The 21,945-nt window shown below is 54.2% G+C and carries 29 protein-coding genes and 1 tRNA gene; 26 read left to right on the top strand and 4 right to left on the bottom strand.

Features of this window, described 5'->3' with window-relative positions; translation table 11 throughout:
- Window positions 1-74: 74 nt before the first annotated feature.
- The 21 genes from rplN (at window position 75) to C5F52_RS17720 (ending at window position 11,136) form a co-directional block, all read left to right on the top strand.
- Complete coding sequence (gene rplN / locus C5F52_RS17820; protein ID WP_025596343.1) at window positions 75-443, top strand: 50S ribosomal protein L14; 369 nt, start codon at window positions 75-77, stop codon at window positions 441-443.
- 9 nt (window positions 444-452) lie between these two features.
- Window positions 453-773, top strand: coding sequence for a 50S ribosomal protein L24 (rplX, locus tag C5F52_RS17815; RefSeq protein WP_104799705.1), 321 nt, complete (start codon window positions 453-455; stop codon window positions 771-773).
- A gap of 2 nt (window positions 774-775) precedes the next feature.
- Window positions 776-1,315, top strand: coding sequence for a 50S ribosomal protein L5 (gene rplE, locus C5F52_RS17810; RefSeq protein ID WP_104799704.1), 540 nt, complete (start codon window positions 776-778; stop codon window positions 1,313-1,315).
- Window positions 1,316-1,323: 8 nt separating this feature from the next.
- Window positions 1,324-1,629, top strand: coding sequence for a 30S ribosomal protein S14 (gene rpsN / locus C5F52_RS17805; RefSeq protein ID WP_100133818.1), 306 nt, complete (start codon window positions 1,324-1,326; stop codon window positions 1,627-1,629).
- Between the two features lie 17 nt (window positions 1,630-1,646).
- Window positions 1,647-2,042, top strand: coding sequence for a 30S ribosomal protein S8 (rpsH, locus tag C5F52_RS17800; RefSeq protein WP_100133817.1), 396 nt, complete (start codon window positions 1,647-1,649; stop codon window positions 2,040-2,042).
- 24 nt (window positions 2,043-2,066) lie between these two features.
- A complete protein-coding gene (gene rplF, locus C5F52_RS17795) occupies window positions 2,067-2,600 on the top strand; it encodes a 50S ribosomal protein L6 (RefSeq protein ID WP_104799703.1) in 534 nt (177 codons plus the stop codon).
- 11 nt (window positions 2,601-2,611) lie between these two features.
- Window positions 2,612-2,977 (top strand): 50S ribosomal protein L18, encoded by a 366-nt coding sequence (gene rplR, locus C5F52_RS17790; protein WP_104799702.1) that lies wholly within the window; start codon window positions 2,612-2,614, stop codon window positions 2,975-2,977.
- 18 nt (window positions 2,978-2,995) lie between these two features.
- Window positions 2,996-3,514: a 30S ribosomal protein S5 gene (rpsE, locus tag C5F52_RS17785; protein ID WP_100133814.1), complete on the top strand. Its 519-nt coding sequence runs from the start codon at window positions 2,996-2,998 to the stop codon at window positions 3,512-3,514.
- Window positions 3,515-3,528: 14 nt separating this feature from the next.
- On the top strand, window positions 3,529-3,711 hold the full coding sequence (gene rpmD, locus C5F52_RS17780; protein ID WP_104799701.1) for a 50S ribosomal protein L30: 183 nt from the start codon (window positions 3,529-3,531) through the stop codon (window positions 3,709-3,711).
- A gap of 9 nt (window positions 3,712-3,720) precedes the next feature.
- Window positions 3,721-4,152 (top strand): 50S ribosomal protein L15, encoded by a 432-nt coding sequence (rplO, locus tag C5F52_RS17775; protein ID WP_100133812.1) that lies wholly within the window; start codon window positions 3,721-3,723, stop codon window positions 4,150-4,152.
- A gap of 25 nt (window positions 4,153-4,177) precedes the next feature.
- A complete protein-coding gene (secY, locus tag C5F52_RS17770) occupies window positions 4,178-5,494 on the top strand; it encodes a preprotein translocase subunit SecY (protein WP_104799700.1) in 1,317 nt (438 codons plus the stop codon).
- 68 nt (window positions 5,495-5,562) lie between these two features.
- Complete coding sequence (gene rpmJ / locus C5F52_RS17765; protein WP_011481465.1) at window positions 5,563-5,676, top strand: 50S ribosomal protein L36; 114 nt, start codon at window positions 5,563-5,565, stop codon at window positions 5,674-5,676.
- Between the two features lie 25 nt (window positions 5,677-5,701).
- A complete protein-coding gene (rpsM, locus tag C5F52_RS17760) occupies window positions 5,702-6,067 on the top strand; it encodes a 30S ribosomal protein S13 (protein WP_104799699.1) in 366 nt (121 codons plus the stop codon).
- 18 nt (window positions 6,068-6,085) lie between these two features.
- Entirely contained in the window at window positions 6,086-6,487 is a 402-nt protein-coding gene (gene rpsK, locus C5F52_RS17755; RefSeq protein WP_100133809.1) for a 30S ribosomal protein S11, read from the top strand.
- Between the two features lie 100 nt (window positions 6,488-6,587).
- The gene (rpsD, locus tag C5F52_RS17750) at window positions 6,588-7,211 is read left to right on the top strand and encodes a 30S ribosomal protein S4 (protein WP_100133808.1); all 624 of its coding nucleotides are present in this window, start codon (window positions 6,588-6,590) and stop codon (window positions 7,209-7,211) included.
- 112 nt (window positions 7,212-7,323) lie between these two features.
- The gene (rpoA, locus tag C5F52_RS17745; RefSeq protein WP_104799698.1) at window positions 7,324-8,316 is read left to right on the top strand and encodes a DNA-directed RNA polymerase subunit alpha; all 993 of its coding nucleotides are present in this window, start codon (window positions 7,324-7,326) and stop codon (window positions 8,314-8,316) included.
- 78 nt (window positions 8,317-8,394) lie between these two features.
- Window positions 8,395-8,790 carry a 50S ribosomal protein L17 gene (rplQ, locus tag C5F52_RS17740; RefSeq protein WP_104799697.1) on the top strand — a complete coding sequence of 132 codons (396 nt, stop codon included), beginning with the start codon at window positions 8,395-8,397 and terminating at the stop codon, window positions 8,788-8,790.
- 22 nt (window positions 8,791-8,812) lie between these two features.
- A tRNA-Met gene (locus C5F52_RS17735) sits at window positions 8,813-8,889 on the top strand.
- 164 nt (window positions 8,890-9,053) lie between these two features.
- Entirely contained in the window at window positions 9,054-9,755 is a 702-nt protein-coding gene (locus C5F52_RS17730; RefSeq protein ID WP_236657916.1) for an alpha/beta fold hydrolase, read from the top strand.
- 30 nt (window positions 9,756-9,785) lie between these two features.
- Window positions 9,786-10,139: a DUF1840 domain-containing protein gene (locus C5F52_RS17725; RefSeq protein WP_104799695.1), complete on the top strand. Its 354-nt coding sequence runs from the start codon at window positions 9,786-9,788 to the stop codon at window positions 10,137-10,139.
- Between the two features lie 10 nt (window positions 10,140-10,149).
- On the top strand, window positions 10,150-11,136 hold the full coding sequence (locus C5F52_RS17720; RefSeq protein WP_104799694.1) for a serine/threonine protein kinase: 987 nt from the start codon (window positions 10,150-10,152) through the stop codon (window positions 11,134-11,136).
- 6 nt (window positions 11,137-11,142) lie between these two features.
- On the opposite strand, the gene C5F52_RS17715 is transcribed toward C5F52_RS17720, so the two are convergent.
- The 4 genes from C5F52_RS17715 to C5F52_RS17700 all read right to left on the bottom strand — a co-directional run bounded on the left by C5F52_RS17715 (window position 11,143) and on the right by C5F52_RS17700 (window position 15,624).
- Entirely contained in the window at window positions 11,143-11,874 is a 732-nt protein-coding gene (locus C5F52_RS17715) for a haloacid dehalogenase type II (RefSeq protein WP_104799810.1), read from the bottom strand.
- A 19-nt stretch (window positions 11,875-11,893) separates the two neighbouring features.
- Window positions 11,894-13,903, bottom strand: a complete 2,010-nt coding sequence (gene htpG, locus C5F52_RS17710) for a molecular chaperone HtpG (protein ID WP_104799693.1) — start codon at window positions 13,901-13,903, stop codon at window positions 11,894-11,896.
- A 95-nt stretch (window positions 13,904-13,998) separates the two neighbouring features.
- Window positions 13,999-14,856, bottom strand: a complete 858-nt coding sequence (locus tag C5F52_RS17705; protein ID WP_104799692.1) for a pseudouridine synthase — start codon at window positions 14,854-14,856, stop codon at window positions 13,999-14,001.
- Between the two features lie 54 nt (window positions 14,857-14,910).
- The gene (locus C5F52_RS17700) at window positions 14,911-15,624 is read right to left on the bottom strand and encodes a Crp/Fnr family transcriptional regulator (protein WP_104799691.1); all 714 of its coding nucleotides are present in this window, start codon (window positions 15,622-15,624) and stop codon (window positions 14,911-14,913) included.
- Window positions 15,625-15,817: 193 nt separating this feature from the next.
- Here C5F52_RS17700 and C5F52_RS17695 point away from each other — a divergent pair, with 193 nt between their 5' ends.
- From C5F52_RS17695 to C5F52_RS17675, 5 genes are read left to right on the top strand one after another with little or no spacing between them, the layout of a single operon-like run.
- Entirely contained in the window at window positions 15,818-17,764 is a 1,947-nt protein-coding gene (locus C5F52_RS17695; RefSeq protein WP_104799690.1) for a long-chain fatty acid--CoA ligase, read from the top strand.
- Window positions 17,761-18,543, top strand: coding sequence for an ABC transporter ATP-binding protein (locus C5F52_RS17690; protein WP_104799689.1), 783 nt, complete (start codon window positions 17,761-17,763; stop codon window positions 18,541-18,543). Before C5F52_RS17695 ends, C5F52_RS17690 begins: the two co-directional genes overlap by 4 nt.
- Window positions 18,544-18,553: 10 nt before the next feature.
- On the top strand, window positions 18,554-19,483 hold the full coding sequence (locus C5F52_RS17685; protein ID WP_104799688.1) for a branched-chain amino acid ABC transporter permease: 930 nt from the start codon (window positions 18,554-18,556) through the stop codon (window positions 19,481-19,483).
- Between the two features lie 11 nt (window positions 19,484-19,494).
- Window positions 19,495-20,571 carry a branched-chain amino acid ABC transporter permease gene (locus C5F52_RS17680; RefSeq protein ID WP_104799687.1) on the top strand — a complete coding sequence of 359 codons (1,077 nt, stop codon included), beginning with the start codon at window positions 19,495-19,497 and terminating at the stop codon, window positions 20,569-20,571.
- Between the two features lie 45 nt (window positions 20,572-20,616).
- Entirely contained in the window at window positions 20,617-21,939 is a 1,323-nt protein-coding gene (locus C5F52_RS17675; RefSeq protein WP_104799686.1) for an ABC transporter substrate-binding protein, read from the top strand.
- Window positions 21,940-21,945: the final 6 nt, after the last annotated feature.

The following is a 21,945-nucleotide window of genomic DNA, read 5'->3' as shown; positions in this document are numbered from 1 at the left end:
GACGGGCCCAAGACTGATCGGTTGGGTGTGGAGCGCAAGTTCTGCAAACGCTGATGCAAGTTGGGAATATATAAATGATCCAGACTGAATCTCGGTTAGATGTCGCTGACAACACCGGCGCAAAGTCCGTTTTGTGCATCAAGGTGCTCGGCGGTTCTAAGCGTCGCTACGCAAGCGTGGGCGACATCATCAAAGTGAGCATCAAAGAAGCTGCGCCACGTGGCCGCGTCAAAAAAGGCGAGGTTTACAGTGCTGTGGTGGTTCGTACTGCCAAAGGCATTCGCCGCGGTGACGGTTCGCTCGTTAAATTCGACGGCAATGCAGCAGTTTTGCTCAATGCCAAATTGGAGCCTATCGGCACCCGTATCTTTGGCCCAGTGACGCGCGAGTTGCGCACTGAGAAGTTCATGAAGATCGTGTCCTTGGCTCCTGAAGTTCTGTAAGGGCACATCATGAACAAGATTCGCAAAGGCGACCAAGTCATCGTCCTCGCTGGGCGTGACAAAGGCAAGCGTGGCGTTGTATCGCTGCGCAGTGATGACAGCCACTTGGTGGTCGATGGCATTAACTTGGTGAAAAAACACACCAAGCCAAACCCAATGGCTGGCACGCAAGGCGGCATCGTTGAAAAAACAATGCCAATTCATCAGTCCAACGTGGCGATTTATAACGCTGCAACGGGTAAGGCTGATCGAGTTGGTATCAAGGTTCTGGCTGACGGCAATAAAGTGCGCGTCTACAAGTCCAGCGGCGAAGAAATCAAGGCGGCATAAGCATGGCACGACTGCAACAACACTATCGCGAAAAAGTGGCTCCTGAGTTGACCGCTAAGTTCGGTTACACATCGCCCATGCAAGTTCCGCGTTTGACAAAAATCACGTTGAACATGGGTGTGAGCGAAGCTGTCGCTGACAAGAAAGTCATGGACAACGCCGTGAGCGATTTGACCAAAATCGCAGGCCAAAAACCTGTGGTGACCAAGGCTAAGAAAGCGATTGCGGGTTTTAAAATCCGTGAGCAGCAGCCTATTGGTTGTATGGTTACATTGCGCGGCGTGCAAATGTACGAATTCCTGGATCGTTTCGTGACCGTGGCTTTGCCTCGCGTTCGTGACTTCCGTGGTATTTCTGGTCGTGCGTTCGATGGCCGTGGTAACTACAACATCGGCGTTAAAGAGCAGATTATTTTCCCTGAGATTGAGTACGACAAAGTCGACGCACTGCGCGGCCTCAACATCAGCATCACGACAACGGCCAAGACTGACGAAGAGTGCAAAGCGCTTCTCGCTGGTTTCCGTTTTCCGTTCAAGAACTGAGGTCGAACATGGCTAAACAAGCATTGATCGAGCGCGAGCTCAAGCGAGACCGTCTGGTTGCCAAGTTCGCTGCCAAGCATGCAGAGTTGAAGGCAATTGCCAACGACTTTAAGCGTAGCGATGAAGAGCGCGCCGCTGCCCGTCTGGGTCTGCAAAAGCTGCCACGCAACGCAAACCCAACGCGTCAGCGCAATCGTTGCGCTATCACCGGACGTCCCCGTGGGACATTCCGCCAATTTGGCCTCGGCCGAGCCAAGATCCGTGAATTAGCCTTCCAAGGCAACATTCCCGGTATCACCAAAGCCAGCTGGTAATAGGCAGGAGATTCAACATGAGCATGAGTGATCCAATCGCCGACTTGCTGACTCGTATTCGCAATGCGCAAATGGTGGCTAAGCCCACTGTGATGGTGCCTTCTTCCAAAGTGAAGATCGCTATCGCGCAAGTGCTGAAAGACGAAGGCTATATCGACGGTTTTCAAATTAAAAAAGACGCTGGCAAGACTGAGCTTGAGATTACTCTCAAGTACTACGCAGGTCGTCCAGTGATTGAACGTATTGAGCGTGTGAGCCGTCCCGGTTTGCGCGTTTACAAAGGCTGCGATGCTATCCCTCAAGTCATGAATGGCTTGGGCGTGGCTATCGTGACTACGCCCCAAGGCGTGATGACAGATCGCAAAGCGCGCGCTACCGGTGTCGGTGGCGAAGTGTTGTGCTACGTCGCTTAACCGCAGCCTAAAGGAAAGACTGAAATGTCCCGAGTAGGAAAAATGCCTGTGACCGTCCCCCAAGGTGTGGACGTGTCAATCAACAGCCAGCTCATCAGTGTCAAAGGTACCGGCGGCGCGCTGTCGGTTGCTTCTCACGCTTTGGTGAAGGTTGTTAACGAAGCTGGTCAAGTGACATTCACGCCAGTTGACGATTCACGTGAAGCAAATGCCATGAGCGGCACATTGCGCCAGTTGGTCAACAACATGGTGACCGGTGTGACCAAAGGCTTTGAAAAGAAGTTGTTGTTGGTTGGCGTGGGCTACAAAGCCGCTGCGCAAGGTACCAAGCTCAACTTGGCGGTGGGTTTTTCTCACCCCGTGAACAAAGACATGCCTGAAGGCATCAAGGTTGAAACGCCTGCTGCTACGGAAATCATCATCAAAGGTGCTGACCGTCAACGCGTGGGCCAAGTGGCCGCTGAGATTCGTGCGATTCGTCCTCCTGAGCCTTACAAAGGCAAGGGCATCCGTTATTCGGATGAGAAGATCACGATCAAAGAGACCAAGAAGAAATAAGGAGCTGCACCATGTTGACCAAAAAAGAGCAGCGTCTTCGCCGGGCACGTCAAACTCGCATCCGTATCGCCAACCAAGGCGTCGCGCGTTTGATGGTGAACCGTACCAATTTGCACATTTACGCCAGCGTGATTTCTGGTTGCGGCACCAAAGTGTTGGCAACAGCATCTACGGCCGAAGTCGATGTGCGCAAAGCGCTTGGCGCAACTGGCAAGGGCGGCAACGTCAATGCTGCCCAAGTGATCGGCAAGTTGATTGCTGAAAAAGCAAAAGCTGCTGGCGTTGAGAAGGTTGCGTTTGATCGCTCCGGTTTCGCTTATCACGGTCGTGTTAAGGCTTTGGCCGACGCAGCCCGCGAAGCTGGCTTGCAGTTCTAATCGAATTGGAAATTACAAATGGCTAAATTTCAAGCTAAAACGCAGGGTGATGGTCCAGAAGACGGTCTGCGTGAAAAAATGATCGCGGTCAACCGCGTGACCAAAGTGGTGAAGGGCGGCCGTATTCTCGGTTTCGCAGCCTTGACCGTTGTTGGTGATGGCGATGGTCGCGTTGGCATGGGCAAGGGCAAGTCGAAAGAAGTGCCAGCTGCTGTGCAAAAGGCGATGGAAGAAGCGCGCCGCAACATGACCAAAGTGTCGTTGAAAAACGGCACCATTCACCACAAGGTGCATGGTCACCACGGTGCTGCAAACGTCATGATGATTCCAGCCCCTAAGGGTACCGGCATCATCGCAGGCGGTCCAATGCGCGCTGTGTTTGAAGTCATGGGCATCACAGACATCGTGGCAAAGAGCCACGGTACGTCGAACCCTTACAACATGGTTCGTGCGACTTTGGATGCCTTGAACAACGCTACAACTGCTTCGGAAGTCGCAGCTAAGCGTGGCAAGACCGTCGAAGACATCTTCGCCTAATCCCGGAGCATTCGATGACTACCCCACAAACTGTGAAAATCCAACTGGTTCGTAGCCCGATTGGTACCAAAGAATCGCACCGTGCCACTGTCCGTGGTTTGGGTTTGCGCAAGCTCAATTCTGTGAGCGAGCTGCAAGACACCCCCGAAGTGCGCGGCATGATCAACAAGATCAGCTATCTGGTCAAAGTGCTGTAAAGGTTGAAGATGGAACTCAATAACATCAAACACGCACCTGGCGCTAAACACGCCAAGCGTCGTGTCGGTCGCGGCATTGGCTCCGGTCTCGGCAAAACTGCCGGCCGTGGTCACAAAGGTCAGAAGTCGCGTTCAGGCGGCTACCACAAGGTTGGTTTCGAAGGCGGTCAAATGCCTTTGCAACGCCGTTTGCCTAAGCGCGGCTTCAAGTCAACAACTTTGAAGTACAACGCTGAAGTTACTTTGGCTGCTCTCGAGCAGTTGGGTGCTGCAGAAGTTGACATGAACAGCTTGAAAGAAGCTGGTTTGGTTGCACACATTGCACGCGTTGTGAAGGTCGTCAAAACTGGCGAACTGACCAAAGCTGTGAAGTTGAACGGCATTGGCGCTACTGCTGGTGCTAAAGCTGCGATCGAAGCTGCTGGCGGCACTGTCGCTTAAGCACACTAATTAGGAATAGCACTCCGTGGCAACGAATCCTTCATCCGTCGGTAATGCAGATAAGTTCGGCGATTTGCGTCGTCGACTGATCTTTTTACTGCTGGCTTTGGTCGTCTACCGCGTGGGTGCGCATATTCCTGTGCCCGGCATTGACCCTAACCAACTCCAGCAGTTGTTTAAAGGTCAGCAGGGCGGTATTTTGAGTTTGTTCAATATGTTCTCCGGCGGAGCGCTATCGCGTTTCACGGTGTTCGCATTGGGCATCATGCCTTACATCTCTGCATCGATCATCATGCAGTTGCTGACTTATGTGTTGCCCTCGCTGGAGCAGCTCAAAAAAGAAGGCGAAGCAGGTCGTCGCAAGATCACGCAATTCACGCGTTATGGCACCTTGGGTTTGGCATTGTTCCAGTCCATGGGTATTGCTTTGGCTTTAGAAGCTTCAGCAGGCTTGGTGAATGTGCCTGGTTTTGGTTTCCGTATGACCGCTATGGTGAGTTTGACTGCTGGAACTATGTTCCTGATGTGGTTGGGCGAGCAGATTACAGAGCGTGGTTTGGGTAACGGTATTTCGATCCTGATTTTTGCTGGCATCGCTGCTGGTTTGCCGAATTCAGTGGGTGGTCTGCTGGAATTGGTTCGCACCGGTGCTATGAGTATTTTGATTGCGTTGTTGATCGTTGTCGTTGTGGCGATGGTGACTTACTTCGTCGTGTTCGTCGAACGCGGTCAGCGTAAGATCTTGGTGAACTATGCGCGTCGCCAAGTGGGTAATAAGGTTTATGGTGGTCAGTCTTCGCACTTGCCACTGAAGTTGAACATGGCAGGCGTTATTCCTCCCATCTTTGCTTCGTCGATCATTTTGTTGCCTGCAACCGTGGTCAGCTGGTTCAGTTCCGGTGACAGCATGGTTTGGCTCAAAGATATTTCTGCTGCATTAGCACCTGGACAGCCTGTCTATGTGATGTTGTATGCCGCAGCTATTGTTTTCTTCTGCTTTTTCTACACAGCGTTGGTGTTCAACAGCCGTGAAACAGCAGATAACTTGAAGAAAAGCGGTGCATTTGTTCCTGGTATTCGTCCAGGCGAGCACACCGCCAAGTACATCGACAAGATTTTGGTTCGACTCACCTTAGCAGGTGCCGTGTACATCACTTTTGTATGCTTGTTGCCCGAGTTTTTGATTTTGAAATACAACGTCCCGTTTTACTTCGGTGGAACTTCGTTGTTGATCATTGTGGTTGTCACCATGGACTTTATGGCTCAGGTGCAGAACTACATGATGAGCCAGCAGTATGACTCACTGCTTAAAAAGGCCAGTTTCAAAACAACGCTCGGTTGAAGAATCGAATAACAGGTGTCTCATCCCTTCGATGGGGGTGAGGTAAAATTGGGTTTTAGGAGAATGAAATGAGAGTTTCGGCTTCGGTCAAGAAAATTTGCCGCAACTGCAAAATCATCCGCCGCAAGGGCGTGGTTCGTGTGATCTGTACAGATCCACGCCACAAACAGCGTCAAGGCTGATTGAACTGGTTTAAAGAGGACGCACATGGCACGTATCGCTGGCATTAACATTCCGCCGCACAAACACACTGAAATTGGCCTCACCGCTATTTTTGGTATTGGTCGCACACGCGCTCGCAAAATTTGCGAAGCAACTGGCATTGATTACGCAAAAAAGATCAAAGATCTGACTGACTCGGACCTCGAAAAGATCCGTGACCAGATCGCTGAGTTCACGATCGAAGGCGACTTGCGTCGTGAAACGACCATGAACATCAAGCGTTTGATGGACATCGGTTGCTACCGTGGTTTCCGTCACCGCCGTGGTCTGCCAATGCGTGGTCAGCGTACGCGTACCAACGCACGCACACGCAAGGGTCCGCGTAAAGCAGCCCAAGCGCTGAAGAAATAACAGGATTGAGGCAGAACAATGGCTAAATCACCTAGCGGCGCCGCATCGCGCGTCCGTAAAAAAGTTCGTAAAAATATTGCCGATGGCATTGCACACGTGCATGCTTCGTTCAATAACACCATCATCACGATCACTGACCGCCAAGGCAATGCCTTGTCATGGGCATCGTCGGGTGGTCAAGGTTTCAAAGGCTCACGCAAGTCGACCCCATTTGCTGCTCAAGTAGCATCTGAAGTCGCTGGCCGCGCTGCTGTTGATCAAGGTATCAAAAACCTCGATGTTGAAATCAAAGGTCCAGGTCCTGGTCGTGAATCTTCAGTGCGCGCTTTGGCTGCATTGGGCATTCGCATCAATTCGATTGCTGACGTGACGCCTGTGCCGCATAACGGCTGCCGTCCACAGAAGCGTCGTCGCATCTAAGCGTTTCGCTTTTATTGTTAACCACAAGCCCACCGCCGCTGGTATCACTACCAGCGGCTCCTCACTTTTTGTGAGCAGATGATTAAAGAAGGAATTTCAAGTGGCACGTTACCTCGGCCCCAAGGCCAAACTCTCACGCCGTGAAGGCACCGACCTGTTCTTGAAGAGCGCACGTCGCTCTATCGCTGACAAGTCAAAATTCGACACCAAGCCAGGCCAACACGGTCGCACATCCGGTCAGCGCACGTCTGACTACGGTTTGCAATTGCGCGAAAAGCAAAAAGTCAAGCGTATGTACGGTGTTTTGGAGCGTCAGTTCCGCCGCTACTTTGCACAAGCCGACCGCCAAAAGGGCAACACAGGTGCTAGCTTGTTGTTCATCCTTGAGTCACGTTTGGACAACGTCGTGTACCGCATGGGCTTTGGTTCCACACGCGCTGAAGCACGTCAGTTGGTTTCTCACAAGGCCATTACCGTTAACGGTAATCAAGTGAACATTCCTTCGTACTTGGTCAAAGCCGGTGACGTGATCGCTGTTCGTGAAAAATCCAAGAAGCAAGGCCGTGTTTTGGAAGCTCTCGAGCTGGCCAAACAAGTGGGCATGCCTGCTTGGGTGGAAGTGAATGCTGAAAAAGCGGAAGGTACTTTCAAGAAGTCACCTGACCGTGATGAATTTGCAGCCGACATCAACGAATCGCTGATCGTCGAACTGTATTCGCGTTAATTCTGGTTGAAGTTTTCAACCTAACGCACCCCACGCTGCCTGCTCGCGCAGCGTGGTCCAGACACCCTGCCTTACCGGTGTAACGAGCCGGGGGTATTGAGAGGAAATCTGAATGCAAACTAATTTGCTGAAACCTAAAAACATCCACGTCGAGCAACTGGGTCACAACCGCGCCAAGGTCACCTTGGAGCCGTTTGAGCGTGGCTATGGACACACATTGGGCAACGCATTGCGTCGCGTTTTGCTGTCGTCTATGGTTGGCTACGCAGTGACTGAAGTCACCATCGCAGGCGTTGTGCACGAATACTCATCCATTGATGGCGTGCAAGAAGATGTGGTCAACATTTTGTTGAACCTCAAAGGTGTTGTGTTCAAGTTGCACAACCGTGACGAAGTCACTTTGAGCTTGCGCAAAGACGGCGAAGGCCCCATCACTGCTGCTGACATTCAAACACCGCACGATGTTGAAATCATCAACCCTGAGCACGTGATTGCCAACTTGTCGCAAGGCGGCAAGATTGACATCCAACTCAAAGTTGAAACAGGTCGTGGCTATGTGCCTGGTACTGTGCGTCGTTATGGCGAAGAGCCAAGCAAATCGATCGGTCGCATCGTGTTGGACGCATCGTTCTCGCCTGTTAGCCGTGTGAGCTATAGCGTTGAAAACGCCCGCGTTGAGCAACGTACAGATCTGGACCGTTTGGTCATGGAGATCGAAACCAACGGTGCGATTTCTGCCGAAGATGCCGTGCGTGCATCGTCAAAGATTTTGGTTGAGCAACTCAAAGTGTTCGCACAATTGAGCGACGAAGAAGCGGCTGGTACATCTGCCTCTTCAGGTTCAGGCAATACACAAAACTTCGATCCAATCCTGTTGCGTCCTGTTGACGAGCTCGAACTCACCGTTCGTTCCGCCAACTGCCTCAAAGCAGAAAACATTTACTACATTGGTGATTTGATCCAGCGTAGCGAAAACGAGCTGTTGAAGACGCCTAACTTGGGTCGTAAATCTCTCAATGAAATCAAAGAAGTTCTGGCTTCACGTGGTTTGACCTTGGGCATGAAGCTCGAGAGCTGGCCACCTGCTGGTTTAGAGCGTCGTTGATTTAAAATATCCACCGACATCACGTCCCCTGGCCGTACCTGATACGGCGGCCGGCAAAATAACTTAAGGAAATTCAAAATGCGTCACGGACACGGACTTCGTAAACTCAACCGCACCAGCTCACACCGCTTGGCTATGTTGCGCAACATGATGAACTCGCTCATCGAGCATGAGGCCATCAAAACAACATTGCCAAAAGCCAAAGAGCTGCGTCGCGTGATTGAACCCATGATCACTTTGGCCAAAGTGCCAACAGTGGCTAACCGCCGTTTGGCATTTGACCGCTTGCGCGACCGTGACAGCGTTGTCAAATTGTTCGATGTGTTGGGCCCACGCTTCAACGCTCGTCCAGGTGGCTACACACGTATCTTGAAAATGGGTTTCCGCGTGGGTGACAATGCGCCCATGGCTTTCGTTGAGTTGGTTGAGCGTTCAGAAAATGATTCTGAAGTTTCTACTGATACAGCAGCTTAATAGGTTATACTAATCCTCTTGACGCGCGATGGAGCAGCCTGGTAGCTCGTTGGGCTCATAACCCAAAGGTCGTAGGTTCAAATCCTACTCGCGCAACCACTTTAAAACGCCCACTTCACAGTGGGCGTTTTTCTTTGTCTGAACGTATGTCACTTGTTCAAACCGCACTTGGCCATGCACAACGCATTGAGATGTCTCTGCCATGGGGCTCTGCGGTCTGGCATGTTTGGCGACCCATACGCGTTCTCAACGCCAAGCCCTTGGTGCTCTTGCATGGCGGCTCAGGAAGTTGGACACATTGGGTCAACAACGTTTTAGACCTCTCACAGGATCGTGAAGTCTGGGCGCTCGATATGCCGGGTTTCGGAGACTCTGCCTTGCCAAGCCAAGTGAAAGATGCCGATGATTTGGTGCCTTATGTTGCTCACATACTGTCGGAGACGTTTCAACAAATCGCTGTCGATATCGTTGGCTTTTCATTTGGGGGGATGACGGCGGGATTGATGGCTGCTCACTACCCACATTTAGCCTCTACCTTGGTGCTGGTCGGTGTGCCGGGGTTGGGTTTGATGGTCGAAAATTTACCGATGCGTGGCATGTTGGATTCAATGACTGACGCGCAGCGTCGCGCGGTGCATCGGCACAACTTAAACGCCATGATGTTGGCCAATACAGAGTGCGTCACGGAAGACATCATTGATTTACAGATGATCAATGTCGATCGAGACCGCATGCGCCGACGACGCATTGCACGCACGGACGTGTTGGCCAAAGTGCAAACGCAGTGGCAGTGTCCTGTTCATGGTATTTGGGGAGCACAAGATGCTTTATACGTCAACACGCTGTCGCGTGTACCCGAGGTGTTGCATACCCTCGCGACGTTCCAAGTCATCCCAAATGCAGGGCACTGGGTGCAGTTTGAAAATCCATCGGCCTTTCGCACTGCACTCCAAAAAACGCTGTGATCGTTTGTCTCAACGGCGCACAATGTCACGATGTTGTACAAATTTAAATCCAAAGAAACCAGTGACTTGATCATGTTGGAGCCGCATGCTCGTCAGGTCTTGTCCCTCATTGGTAAAGAGCCCGGCGCTCAAGGCATTGTCTTGCCTGACGAGATGGCGCAGGCCATTCAGCGCTTGCATGATGCCATACACGCTGAAGAGATTGCCAAAGCAGAAGCCGCGAGATTGGCTGCAGAAAAGTCTCAAAGTTCTGACGCAACAGACGTGAACAGCCACCATGAGGAACCGTCTCGCCATGTCTCCTTGAGGCAACGCGCCACGCCCTTCATTGACATGTTGAAGCGAGCGCAAGCCGCTCATGTTGAGGTAGTTTGGGGTGTTTGATGAGACGCGCATGAAACACGCCTACGACGCCCTCACACCTGACGTGGTGCTTGATGCACTGTCTGACTTAGGGCTGGCCGTCGATGGACGATTGACAGCCCTGAGCTCCTACGAAAACCGCGTCTACCAAGTCATGCTCGATGACAACGCCTCGGTGGTTGCAAAGTTTTATCGGCCAGAGCGTTGGACGGACGCGCAGATTCTGGAAGAGCACAGCTTTGCTGCCGAGTTGATGGCAGAAGAGGTTCCCTTGGTGGGGCCGCTGACGCTGCATGGCAAAACCTTGCACCACACGCATGACTTTGCATTCAGCGTGAGTCCACGTCGGGGTGGGCGAATGCCTGAGCTCGATGATGCCGAGGTGCTGGAGTGGATAGGTCGTTTTATCGCGCGCATCCACAACGTGGGCGCACAGCGTCATTTCGCGACGCGTCCAACATTGGATGTGCACACATTTGCCGTTGAGTCACGTGACTGGTTGATGGCGCAAAACATCATGCCGCTGGATCAGCAAACAGAATGGTTGGCCGTGTGCAACCAAGCCATCGACATCGCGACGCAAAAATTCGCCGAACATCCGGCACATCACATCCGGCTGCATGGTGACTGCCACCCAGGCAACATCTTGTGGACACCCACAGACTTGCCCAATGGTGGCCCTCATTTTGTAGATTTGGATGATGCACGCATGGGCCCCGCAATCCAAGACCTATGGATGCTGCTCAGCGGCGATCGCAAGGAGCGCACGCAGCAGCTGTCGATGTTGCTCGATGGGTACGAGCAGATGCGTGAACTCAATCGTCATGAGTTGGCGTTGATTGAGCCACTGCGTAGCTTGCGATTGATCCATTACAGCGCTTGGCTAGCGCGTCGCAAGGACGATCCTGCGTTCGCACAGCACTTCTCATGGTTTGGCAGCAGTGACTATTGGGCGGGGCAAACGCACATGTTGGTGGAGCAATGCGAAGCCATGCAAGAAGAACCGCTCTACGTTTAACGGGACTTAGCAACCCAACGCATCGGCAAGCGCATGAATGTCGCGCACATGCAAATCGTTGCCTGCCTGAGGCGACACATCTTTGGGTTGCGATGCACCAAACTCCAAAGGGCGTTCAATGTAGGCGGTGCGCAAGCCGCAAGCACGCGCCGCCGCTAAATCGTCATGGTGTGCCGCGCACAGCATGACTTGCTGCGCTGACAAATCAAACACTTGGGCAACGCCAAGGTACGTGGCGGGGTCCGGCTTGTAAGCCCGAAACACTTCTGCAGAGAGCACGCAGTCCCAAGGTAACCCTGCACGCTTGGCCATGTGGGTCAGCAAACCAAGGTTGCCGTTGGACAAGGTGCAGATGGTGAATTTTTGTTTGAGTCGTTCAAGTCCTGCCACGCTGTCTGGCCAAGCCTCTAAGCGATGCCACACGCGGTTGAGATGCATCCGTTCAGACTCACTCAAATGCGCTAAGCCAAACTTGGGCAGCAAGTCATCCAGAATCAAACGATGCAGCTCATCAATGCGCGTCCAGCCCAGTTCGCCAGAGCGCACGCGCGCCATCGCAGGCTGGTAGCCCGCTCGCCAAGCCAAAGCAAATGTATTGGCATCCACAGACGGGTAGTGCGCTTGCACTTCGCGCACGATGCTGCCATGCCAGTCGACGACCGTGCCAAAAATGTCAAAGGCCAACACGTGTGTGTTGGCCTTCAAGTCGTCTAGCAACGCGGGGTGAGGGGTGTCCATGTGTGTCATGGACGGTGTTTTACACCAAGAGTGCGTTCACCCGTTTCACATAGGCGGCAGGGTCTTCGGGCAAACCACCCTCGGCTAACAAAGCTTGGTCAAACAAGATGTGCGCCAAGTCGTTGAAGTTGGGGTTGGCGTCACCGCTGAGCTTCTTCACCAAGGCGTGCTCTGCATTCACTTCCAAGATAGGTTTCATCTCAGGCGCTTGTTGACCCGCTTGCTTGAGCATGCGGGCCAGTTGCATGGACATGCCGTGGTCTTTCACCACCAAGCAGGCGGGGGAGTCGACCAAGCGGGTGGTCACGCGCACGTCATCGGCTTTGTCTTTGAGTGCTTCTTTGAGCTTGGCCAACACAGGCTTGAATGCTTCAGCGGCATCTTCCGCCGCTTTCTTCTCGGCCTCGTCTTGCAAGGAGCCCAAGTCCACAGCACCTTTGGCCACAGATTGCAACGGCGTGCCGTCGAACTCTTGCACAAAGTTCAAAGCCCACTCATCTACGCGGTCGGTCATCAACAGCACTTCGATGCCCTTTTTGCGGAACACTTCGAGTTGTGGACTGTTCTTGGCTGCTGCCAGTGTGTCAGCGGTGATGTAGTAGATGGCCTCTTGGCCTTCTTTCATGCGTGCCTTGTAGTCGGCGAAAGACACGCTCACGGCGTCTGTGCTGGTGCTGGCAAAGCGCAACAACTTGGCGAGTTTGTCCTTGTTGGCAAAGTCTTCGCCCAAGCCTTCTTTCAGCACGGAGCCAAACTCCGCGTAGAACTGGCTGTACTTGCCTTGCTTGGCTTTGTCTTCGTCGCTTAAAACGTCAGTGACACCTTCGGTTGTCGCGTCAGTCACGCCATCGCCGCCCGCCACGGGGGCTTTGTCGTACTTGGCCAAGTCTTCCAACACGGCCAACACACGGCGGGTGTTGCCTTCGCGAATGGCTTTCACATCGCGGCTTTCTTGCAGCAACTCACGGCTCACGTTCAGTGGCAAATCGGCTGAGTCCACCACGCCTTTGATGAAGCGCAGGTAAGAGGGCATCAGCGCTTCTGCGTCGTCCATGATGAACACGCGCTTCACGTACAACTTCAAGCCCGCTTTTTTGTCGCGGTTGAACAAGTCCATCGGCGCTTTGCTGGGGATGTACAACAGCTGGGTGTACTCGGTGCTGCCTTCCACACGGTTGTGGCTCCAAGCCAAAGGTGGCTCAAAGTCGTGGCTGATGTGTTTGTAGAACTCGGTGTGCTGCTCGTCCGTCACGTCTTTCTTAGCGCGAGCCCACAGCGCGTTGGCTTGGTTGATGGTTTCCCATTCGTCGGTCAACACCATTTCGCCAGGTTGACGACCACCGGAGGGGTCACCTTCAATGAGCTCGCCGTCTTTCCATTCTTCTTTGCGCATACGGATAGGCAAAGAGATGTGGTCAGAGTATTTGTTGATGACCGATTTGAGCTTCCAAGCGCTCAGGTATTCCTCGGCGTCGTCACGCAGGTGCAAGATGATCTTGGTGCCACGCTCCGCTTGGGTGATGGTCTCCACCTCAAAGTCACCTGTGCCGGTGCTGCTCCAGCGCACACCCTCGCTGGCCTTCAGGCCAGCACGGCGTGATTCCACCGTGATGCGGTCCGCGACGATGTAGCCCGAGTAAAAGCCCACGCCAAACTGGCCAATCAAAGCGCCTTGGTCTTTGGCATCGGTCTTTTGGTCGCCGCTGAGTTTGCCCATGAATTCGCGTGTGCCGCTCTTGGCAATCGTGCCGAGGTGGGCAATGGCTTCTTCTTGGCTCATGCCAATGCCGTTGTCGGCAATGGTCAAGGTGCGGGCGTCTTTGTCAAAGCTCACGCGCACTTCGAGGTCGGCGTTGCCTTCAAACAAAGCATCGTTGTTCAGGCCTTCGTAGCGCAGCTTGTCGCAGGCGTCAGAGGCGTTGGACACCAACTCGCGCAAGAAGATTTCTTTGTTCGAATACAGCGAATGCGTGACGAGGTGCAGTAGTTGTGAGACTTCGGCTTGGAAGGAATGGGTTTGTTTGGTCATGGTCTTCAAAAACTAAATTACAAAAAACAACGCCCCAAGATGCGGGGCGCTAGCCTCAATTTCAAGAGGCATCAAACGCGGGAAATGAGCGCAACTTAAAAGCGCTCGTGAGCACCCAGGTAGCGCCACTGCCCTGCAGGCAGTTGCCCCAGTTGGACGTGCCCGATGCGGATGCGCTTGAGTCCAACGACCTGTAGGCCGACTTGTTCGCACATGCGGCGAATTTGGCGCTTTTTGCCTTCGGTCAACACAAAGCGAAGCTGCTCTGGGTTTTGCCATTCCACCTGTGCGCGTTTGAGAGGTTTGCCGTCCAAGCTCAAGCCGTGGCGTAAGCGTTCGAGCTGCGCCTTCGGAAACACAGCCTGCACGTTGTTGGTCACGCGGTCGTGGTCGCCAATGGCGCTGAGCTGGTTGGCTCTGCCGCCATACGTGGCAGATGCGGCGGTGGCCGCGGCGGTGTTTTCGTGGCCGGTGTAGGTCACGCGCACCAAATATTCTTTTTCCATTTCCGAGTCTTCGCCAATCAATTGGCGTGCCACGCGGCCGTCTTGCGTCAACACCAACAAGCCCGTGGAGTCGATGTCGAGTCGGCCCGAAGGGGCGAGGCTGCGCAAGTGTGGGGGCGTGAAGCGTCGTTTGGACGAGTCGCCCGCCCAATGCGTGCGCGGGTTGATCAGCATGATGGCGGGCTCATGCCCGTCTTCGGCTTGGCCGCTCACATAGCCCATGGGCTTGTGCAAAAGAATCGTGACTTGTGTGTCTTGGTGGCCCTTGGCGCGTGGGTCCACCTCAACGCGGTCTTGGGGGCCAACCTTCACGCCCATTTCAGCGGGGCGGCCATTGACCAACACCCAGCCTTGTTCAATCCACGCATCGGCCTCGCGGCGTGAGCACAGGCCGAGTTCGGCCATGCGTTTGTTGAGTCGTGTGAGTTCTTGAGGTGTGTCTGACATAAGCGGTGCAAGTAAGGCGATGAGTTTAACGAGTGGCGGCCCAGCGTTCGCCGCTTAGGTCGTTGTGCCGTAGGCGCGAAGGGCGGTCAAGTCGAGCACGCGCATGCCGCCGTATTCAATGCGAATTGCGCTTTGCTCTTGCAAGGTGTTGAGGGCCACATTGACGCGTTGGCGTGACAGCCCCACCAAATATGCCAGTTCTTGCTGGGTGATGCGCAGCATTTCGCCCACGCCCGGAAACAGAGTTGGGTTAAACAGCGCGGCCAAGTTGCGCGCCACACGCACATCGGGGTTGTTGGAGCGATCAATCTCGCGGGCTTCGATGAACTGCGCCAAACGCTCGTTGAGTTGGTTCATCACAAAGCGGTTGAAGCCAATGGAGTTGTCCAGCAACCAATGAAACGTGTCGATGGGCAAGCCTGCCACCACGCTGCGACGCAAAGCCATGATGTTGTAGCGGTAGGGCTCGCGTTTGATGGCCGTACCTTCGCCAAACCAGCCCCCCGGCGGCACACCGGTGAAGGTGATGGTGCGCCCGCTCGCGCTGTCGGTGCTCATCTTGAGCAAGCCTTCGATCACGCCAAACCAGAACGTCGCAGAGCGACCCATGCGGCACACGTAATCGCCGGGCATGGGGTCACTCACCACCAGTTGGGGCGTGATGCGCGCGCGCTCCTCCGGCGTGAGCAAAGCCAGCCATGGAATTTGGCTGGTTTCAGCGGCGCTGGGTGCGCGACGTCGTTGAAAAACGCTGGATTCTGTCGCCATAGAAGTCCTAAGTTATCACTGTCTTTTTGAGAGGTAAGACTCGGGTAAGTCCTCGTAGGTGTCTACCCTAGATTGTCGTCGAAACGACAACTTGGCGTCAAACATCGTCCTACGATCGCGCCCAACTTGGTTATCTCGTCTCAAACGAGACAGCCACATTCGTCGAAATTGAACATTTGAACAAGGACTCGGAATGCAGACCACGTTCCCCCGACTGTTACTCAAACATGCCAGCGAGCGCCCACAGGCTCCCGCCATGCGCGAGAAGGAATACGGCATTTGGCAAACCACCACTTGGGCTGACATGGCCCATTTGGTGGAGCGCATGGCGTGCGGCTTGCACCAAGCCGGTTTGACGCGCGGTGAGCATTTGATGGTGGTCGGTTCTAACCGTCCTCGCCTGTACGCCACGATGTTGGCCGCGCAGTCATTGGGCGCGATTCCCATTCCGTTGTACCAAGATGCCGCAGGCCCTGAATGTGTGTTCCCGCTCAACAACGCCGAAGTGCGCTTCTGCGTGGTGGAAGACCAAGAGCAGGTCGACAAGTTGCTCGAAATTCGCGAGCAGTGCCCACAAATTGCGCACATCTTTTTTGATGACCCACGCGGTCTGCGCAAGTACGACGAACCGGGCTTGGCCTCGCTCGATGAGCTGCTGGCCGCAGGTGAGGTGTATGCCAAGCAACATCCTGCGTTCTTCCGTGCGGAAGTCGAAAAAGCCAAGTCCCAAGACGTGGGCGCCATGTTCTTCACCTCTGGCACCACGGGCAATCCCAAAGGCGTGGTCCACACGCATTACTCGCTGATCAACCGTGCCGAAGCGGGTGCGAAGTTTGACAAGCTCACCTCTGAAGAGGACGTGCTGGCTTACTTGCCACCCGCATGGATTGGCCAAAACATCTTCAGCTATGCGCAGTGGTTGTACTGCGGCTATGTGGTGAACTGCCCCGAGTCGGCAGCCACCGTCACCATCGATTTGAAAGAAGTCGGCCCCACCTATTACTTCGCGCCACCCCGCGTGTTTGAAGGCTTGCTCACCAGCGTGATGATTCGCATGGAAGACGCAGGCGCACTCAAGCGCGGCATGTTCCATTTCTTCATGGATGTGGCTCGCAAATACGGCCCCACCAAAATGTCTGGCCAATCGATTGGTTTGCTGGGGGGCTTGCTCTACACCTTGGGCAACTTCTTCGTGTACGGCCCGCTGCGCAACAACCTTGGCATGAGCCGCGTGCGCGTGGCCTACACCGCGGGTGAGGCGATTGGCCCAGACTTGTTCAGCTTCTACCGCTCCATCGGTGTGAACTTGAAGCAGCTCTATGGCTCCACAGAAACCGCCGTGTTCGTTTGCTTGCAGCCCGATCACGAAGCGCGCGCCGACACCGTGGGCGTGCCTTGTGCGGGCGTTGAAATCAAGGTGGCTGACAACGGCGAGATCTTGGTCAAGTCGCCCGGTTTGCTCAAGGGTTATTACAAGAACGACGCAGCCACCGCCGAAGTGCTGACCGCCGATGGCTGGTACCACACCAGCGATGCGGGCTTCTTGGATGCGCATGGCCATTTGAAAATCATTGATCGCGTCAAAGATGTGGGCCGCATCAAAGGTGGCGCCAACGACGGTGCCATGTTTGCACCGAAGTACGTCGAGAACAAACTCAAGTTCTTCCCACACATCAAAGAAGTGGTGGCCTATGGCGATCAACGCGAAAAAGTGTGCGTGATGATCAACATCGACATGGACGCCGTGGGCAACTGGGCCGAGCGTCGCAACTTGCCTTACGCCGGTTACACCGACTTGGCGCAAAAGCCAGAGGTGTATCAGTTGATCAAAGAGTGCGTTGAGAAAGTCAACGCTGATCTGGCCGCTGACGAGCTGTTGGCCGGTAGCCAAGTGAGCCGCTTCCTCGTGTTGCACAAAGAACTCGATGCAGACGACGGTGAACTCACCCGTACCAACAAAGTGCGCCGCGGTTTCATCGCCGAAAAGTACGACGCCTTGGTAGGTGCCCTGTACAACGGCGCGACCGAGCAATTCATTGAAACCGTGGTGAAGTTTGAAGACGGCCGTACCGGCAGCGTGAGCGCCACGCTCAAGCTGTCTGACGCCAATACCTTCGCGCCTGTGGGGAAAGCAGCATGAGCAAGAAAATCGGCGACGTCATTCTTGACGTCAAAAACATCAGTTTGCGTTTCGGTGGTGTCAAAGCGCTGACCGACATTTCGTTCAACGTCAAAGAGCACGAAGTGCGCGCCATCATTGGCCCCAACGGTGCGGGCAAAAGCTCGATGCTGAACTGCATCAACGGTGTGTACGCGCCACAAGAAGGCTCCATCACCTTCCGTGGTCAAACCTTTGGGCATATGGACAGCCACCAAGTGGCCACCATGGGCATTGCGCGCACCTTCCAAAACTTGGCCTTGTTCAAAGGCATGAGCGTGCTCGACAACATCATGACCGGTCGCAACCTGCGCATGAAGAGCAACATCCTGATGCAAGCTCTACGCATCGGTCCCGCTGAAAAAGAAGAAATGATGCACCGCGAAAAGGTGGAGCGCATCATCGACTTTTTGGAGATTCAAGCCTTCCGCAAAACGCCCGTCGGCCAGTTGCCTTACGGTTTGCAAAAACGTGTGGACTTGGGCCGTGCGCTGGCGCTCGAACCCCAAGTGTTGCTGCTCGACGAGCCCATGGCCGGTATGAACGTCGAAGAGAAGCAAGACATGTGTCGCTTCATCTTGGATGTGAACGACGAGTTCGGCACCACCATCGTGTTGATCGAACACGACATGGGCGTGGTGATGGACATTTCTGATCGCGTGGTCGTGCTCGACTACGGCAAAAAGATCGGCGACGGCACCCCCGATGAGGTGCGTAACAACGAGGAAGTCATCAGCGCTTACCTCGGCACTTCTCACTAAGGACAAGAACATGGCATTTTTTCTTGAAACCCTTTTCGGCGGCCTCATGGCAGGCATGCTGTATTCGTTGGTCGCCCTCGGCTTCGTGTTGATTTACAAAGCTTCTGGCGTGTTTAACTTTGCGCAAGGTGCGATGGTCTTGTTTGCTGCGCTGGCCATGGCCCGCTTTGGTGAGTGGATTCCTGCGCTCACTGGCATCGACAACTTTGTGCTCGTCAACTTGCTGGCCTTCGCCGGCGCTGCTGCTGTGATGTTTGTGGTGGCGTGGGTGATTGAGTTCTTGGTGTTGCGCCACTTGGTCAACCAAGAAGGCACCACCTTGTTGATGGCCACGTTGGGTATCACTTACTTCCTCGACGGTTTGGGTCAATCCATCTTCGGCAGCGACATTTACAAGATCGACGTGGGCATGCCCAAAGAACCTTGGATGCTCATGGAGTCCACCTTCGACGGCGGCATCATGATCAACCAAGAGGACTTGGTGGCAGCGTTCATCGCCGCTGGCTTGGTGGCGTTGCTCAGTGTGTTTTTCCAAAAAACCACCACCGGTCGTGCGCTGCGTGCGGTGGCCGATGACCACCAAGCGGCCCAGTCCATTGGTATCCCGCTCAACCGCATTTGGGTCATCGTTTGGTGCGTGGCCGGTGTGGTGGCTTTGGTCGCCGGCATGATTTGGGGCTCCAAGTTGGGCGTGCAGTTCTCGCTGTCCACCGTCGCTCTGCGTGCCTTGCCCGTGGTGATTTTGGGCGGCTTGACCTCTGTGCCGGGCGCCATCATCGGTGGCCTGATCATCGGCGTGGGCGAGAAATTGTCGGAAGTGTTCCTCGGCCCGTACGTGGGCGGCGGCATTGAAATTTGGTTCGCGTACGTTTTGGCCTTGGGCTTCTTGTTGGTTCGTCCACAAGGCTTGTTTGGCGAAAAAATCATCGACCGCGTGTAAGGAAAAGAAACATGTTTTACAGAGAAAACGGTCAATTCAAAACGACTTACAAGGCAGATCAACAGATCTTCCCGATCACGCAAGACCGCATTGGCGTGTTGCTGCTGATTGCCTTCGCCTTCATCGGCGTGCCCATGCTCGCTGACGAATACATGCTGCGCGCCATTTTGATTCCTTTCCTCATCTTGTCGCTTGCCGCTTTGGGGGTGAACATCTTGGTGGGCTATTGCGGTCAGATCTCTTTGGGTTCTGGTGCCTTCATGGCGGTGGGTGCCTATGCTGCCTACAACTTCTTTGTCCGCATTGACGGCATGCCGCTCATCGTGGCGATTCTGATGGGTGGGTTCTTTGCTACCTTGGTTGGTATGTTCTTTGGCATTCCTAGCTTGCGTGTGAAGGGTTTGTATTTGGCCGTGGCGACATTGGCTGCGCAGTTCTTCTGCGACTGGGCGTTTTTGCGTATCAAGTGGTTCACCAACGATTCGGCATCGGGCACCGCTTCCGTGTCTGACTTGCAGGTGTTTGGCTTGTCCGTCAACACACCATTTGAAAAGTACGTTTTTTGCTTGAGCTTCTTGGTGGTGTTTGGCTTGCTGGCCAAAAACTTGGTGCGTGGTGCCATCGGTCGTGAGTGGATGGCCATTCGCGACATGGACGTGGCGGCCGCCGTGATTGGCATTCGCCCCATGTACGCCAAGCTCAGCGCCTTTGCGGTCAGCTCGTTCATCGTGGGTGTGGCTGGCGCTTTGTGGGCCTTTGTTTACCTCGGTTCTTGGGAGCCAGCTGCGTTCTCGGTGGACCGTTCGTTCCAGCTGTTGTTCATGGTCATTTTGGGTGGCATGGGCTCCATCATGGGCAGCTTTTTTGGGGCCGCGTTCATCATCGTGTTGCCGATCGTTATCAACTTGGTGCTGCCTTCGCTGGGTGCCATGGTGGGCCTTGAGGTCAGCACTGCGGCATTGACCCATGCCGAGCAAATGATCTTCGGTGCATTGATTGTTTGGTTCTTGATCGTTGAGCCTCATGGCTTGGCTAAGTTGTGGAGCATGGGCAAGCAAAAGTTGCGTTTGTGGCCCTTCCCACACTGATTCGTTTTTCGGGTGTTTGCATAATTTTTCTAAGGAGACTTCAAAATGAAAATTCGTTCCCTCATGATGGCTGTGGCCGTCGCTGCGACTGGTATATCCAGTGCTTTGATCACTACCTCGGCTCAGGCGCAAGCCAAAGAGCAGTTCTTTCCCGTGCTGCCTTACCGCACCGGCGCATACGCGCCTAACGGTGTGCCATGGGCCAACGGTTACGCGGACTACTTGAAGCTGATCAATGCACGCGATGGCGGCATCAACGGCGTGAAGATCACCTACGAAGAGTGCGATACCGCTTACGCCACGGACCGTGGCGTGGAGTGCTACGAACGACTCAAAGGCAAGTCACAAGGCGCAGTGTTCCAGCCTTTGTCGACTGGCATCACCTTCGCTTTGACTGAAAAAGCGCCTAACGACAAAAACTCGCTCATCACTGGCGGCTATGGCCGTTCAGAATCCAGCGACGGTCAAGTGTTCAAGTGGAATTTCCCATTGATGGGTACTTATTGGTCTGGTGCTGACATCTTGATGCAGCACATCACCAAAAAAGAAGGTGGCAACATCAAGGGCAAGAAAATTGCTTTGGTCTACCACGACAGCCCATACGGTAAAGAGCCGATTCCCCTTTTGCAAGAGCGCGCCAAGATGCAAGGCTTTGACCTGCAACTCTTGCCTGTGACGGCACCTGGTGTCGAGCAAAAAGCCACTTGGTTGCAAGTGCGTCAAGCCCGTCCTGACTACGTCTTGCTGTGGGGCTGGGGTGTGATGAACTCGGCCGCTTTGAAAGAAGCCGTCGCCACAGGTTACCCACGCGAAAAAATGTACGGCGTGTGGTGGTCTGCTGCTGAGCCAGACGTCAAAGACGTGGGTGACGCTGCCAAGGGCTACAACGGTTTGGTCGCCACTGGCGAAGGCGGCAAAGTCATTGCTGACATCAAGACCCATGTGCACGGCAAAAAGATGGGCACAGGCCCTGCGGAAGAAGTGGGCACCACCCTCTACAACCGCGGCATGGTCAGCGCTGCGTTGGCGGTTGAAGGCGTGCGTCAAGCCCAAAGCCGTTATGGCAAAGGCAAGGTCATGAATGGCGAGCAAATTCGTTACGGTTTGGAAAACTTGACCTTGGACCAAAAGGCGCTCGACAAGCTCGGCCTGGGCACCGTCATGAAGCCCCTCAGCACCTCGTGCTTGGACCACGAAGGTTCGCGCGCTGCCCGTGTGCACACCTGGGACGGCAAAAAGTGGAATTACAGCTCTGACTGGATCGAAGCCGATGACTCCATCATCAAGCCGTTGGTCAAGCAATATGCCGACAAGTACGCCGCTGAGAAAAAGCTGACACGCCGCACCCCTGCGGATTGCCAGTCTTAACCTGAC

The sequence above is a fragment of the Limnohabitans sp. TS-CS-82 genome (assembly GCF_002943475.1).
The sequence above is the reverse complement of the archived record's forward strand: the minus strand, read 5'-3'. Positions and strand labels throughout refer to the sequence as shown.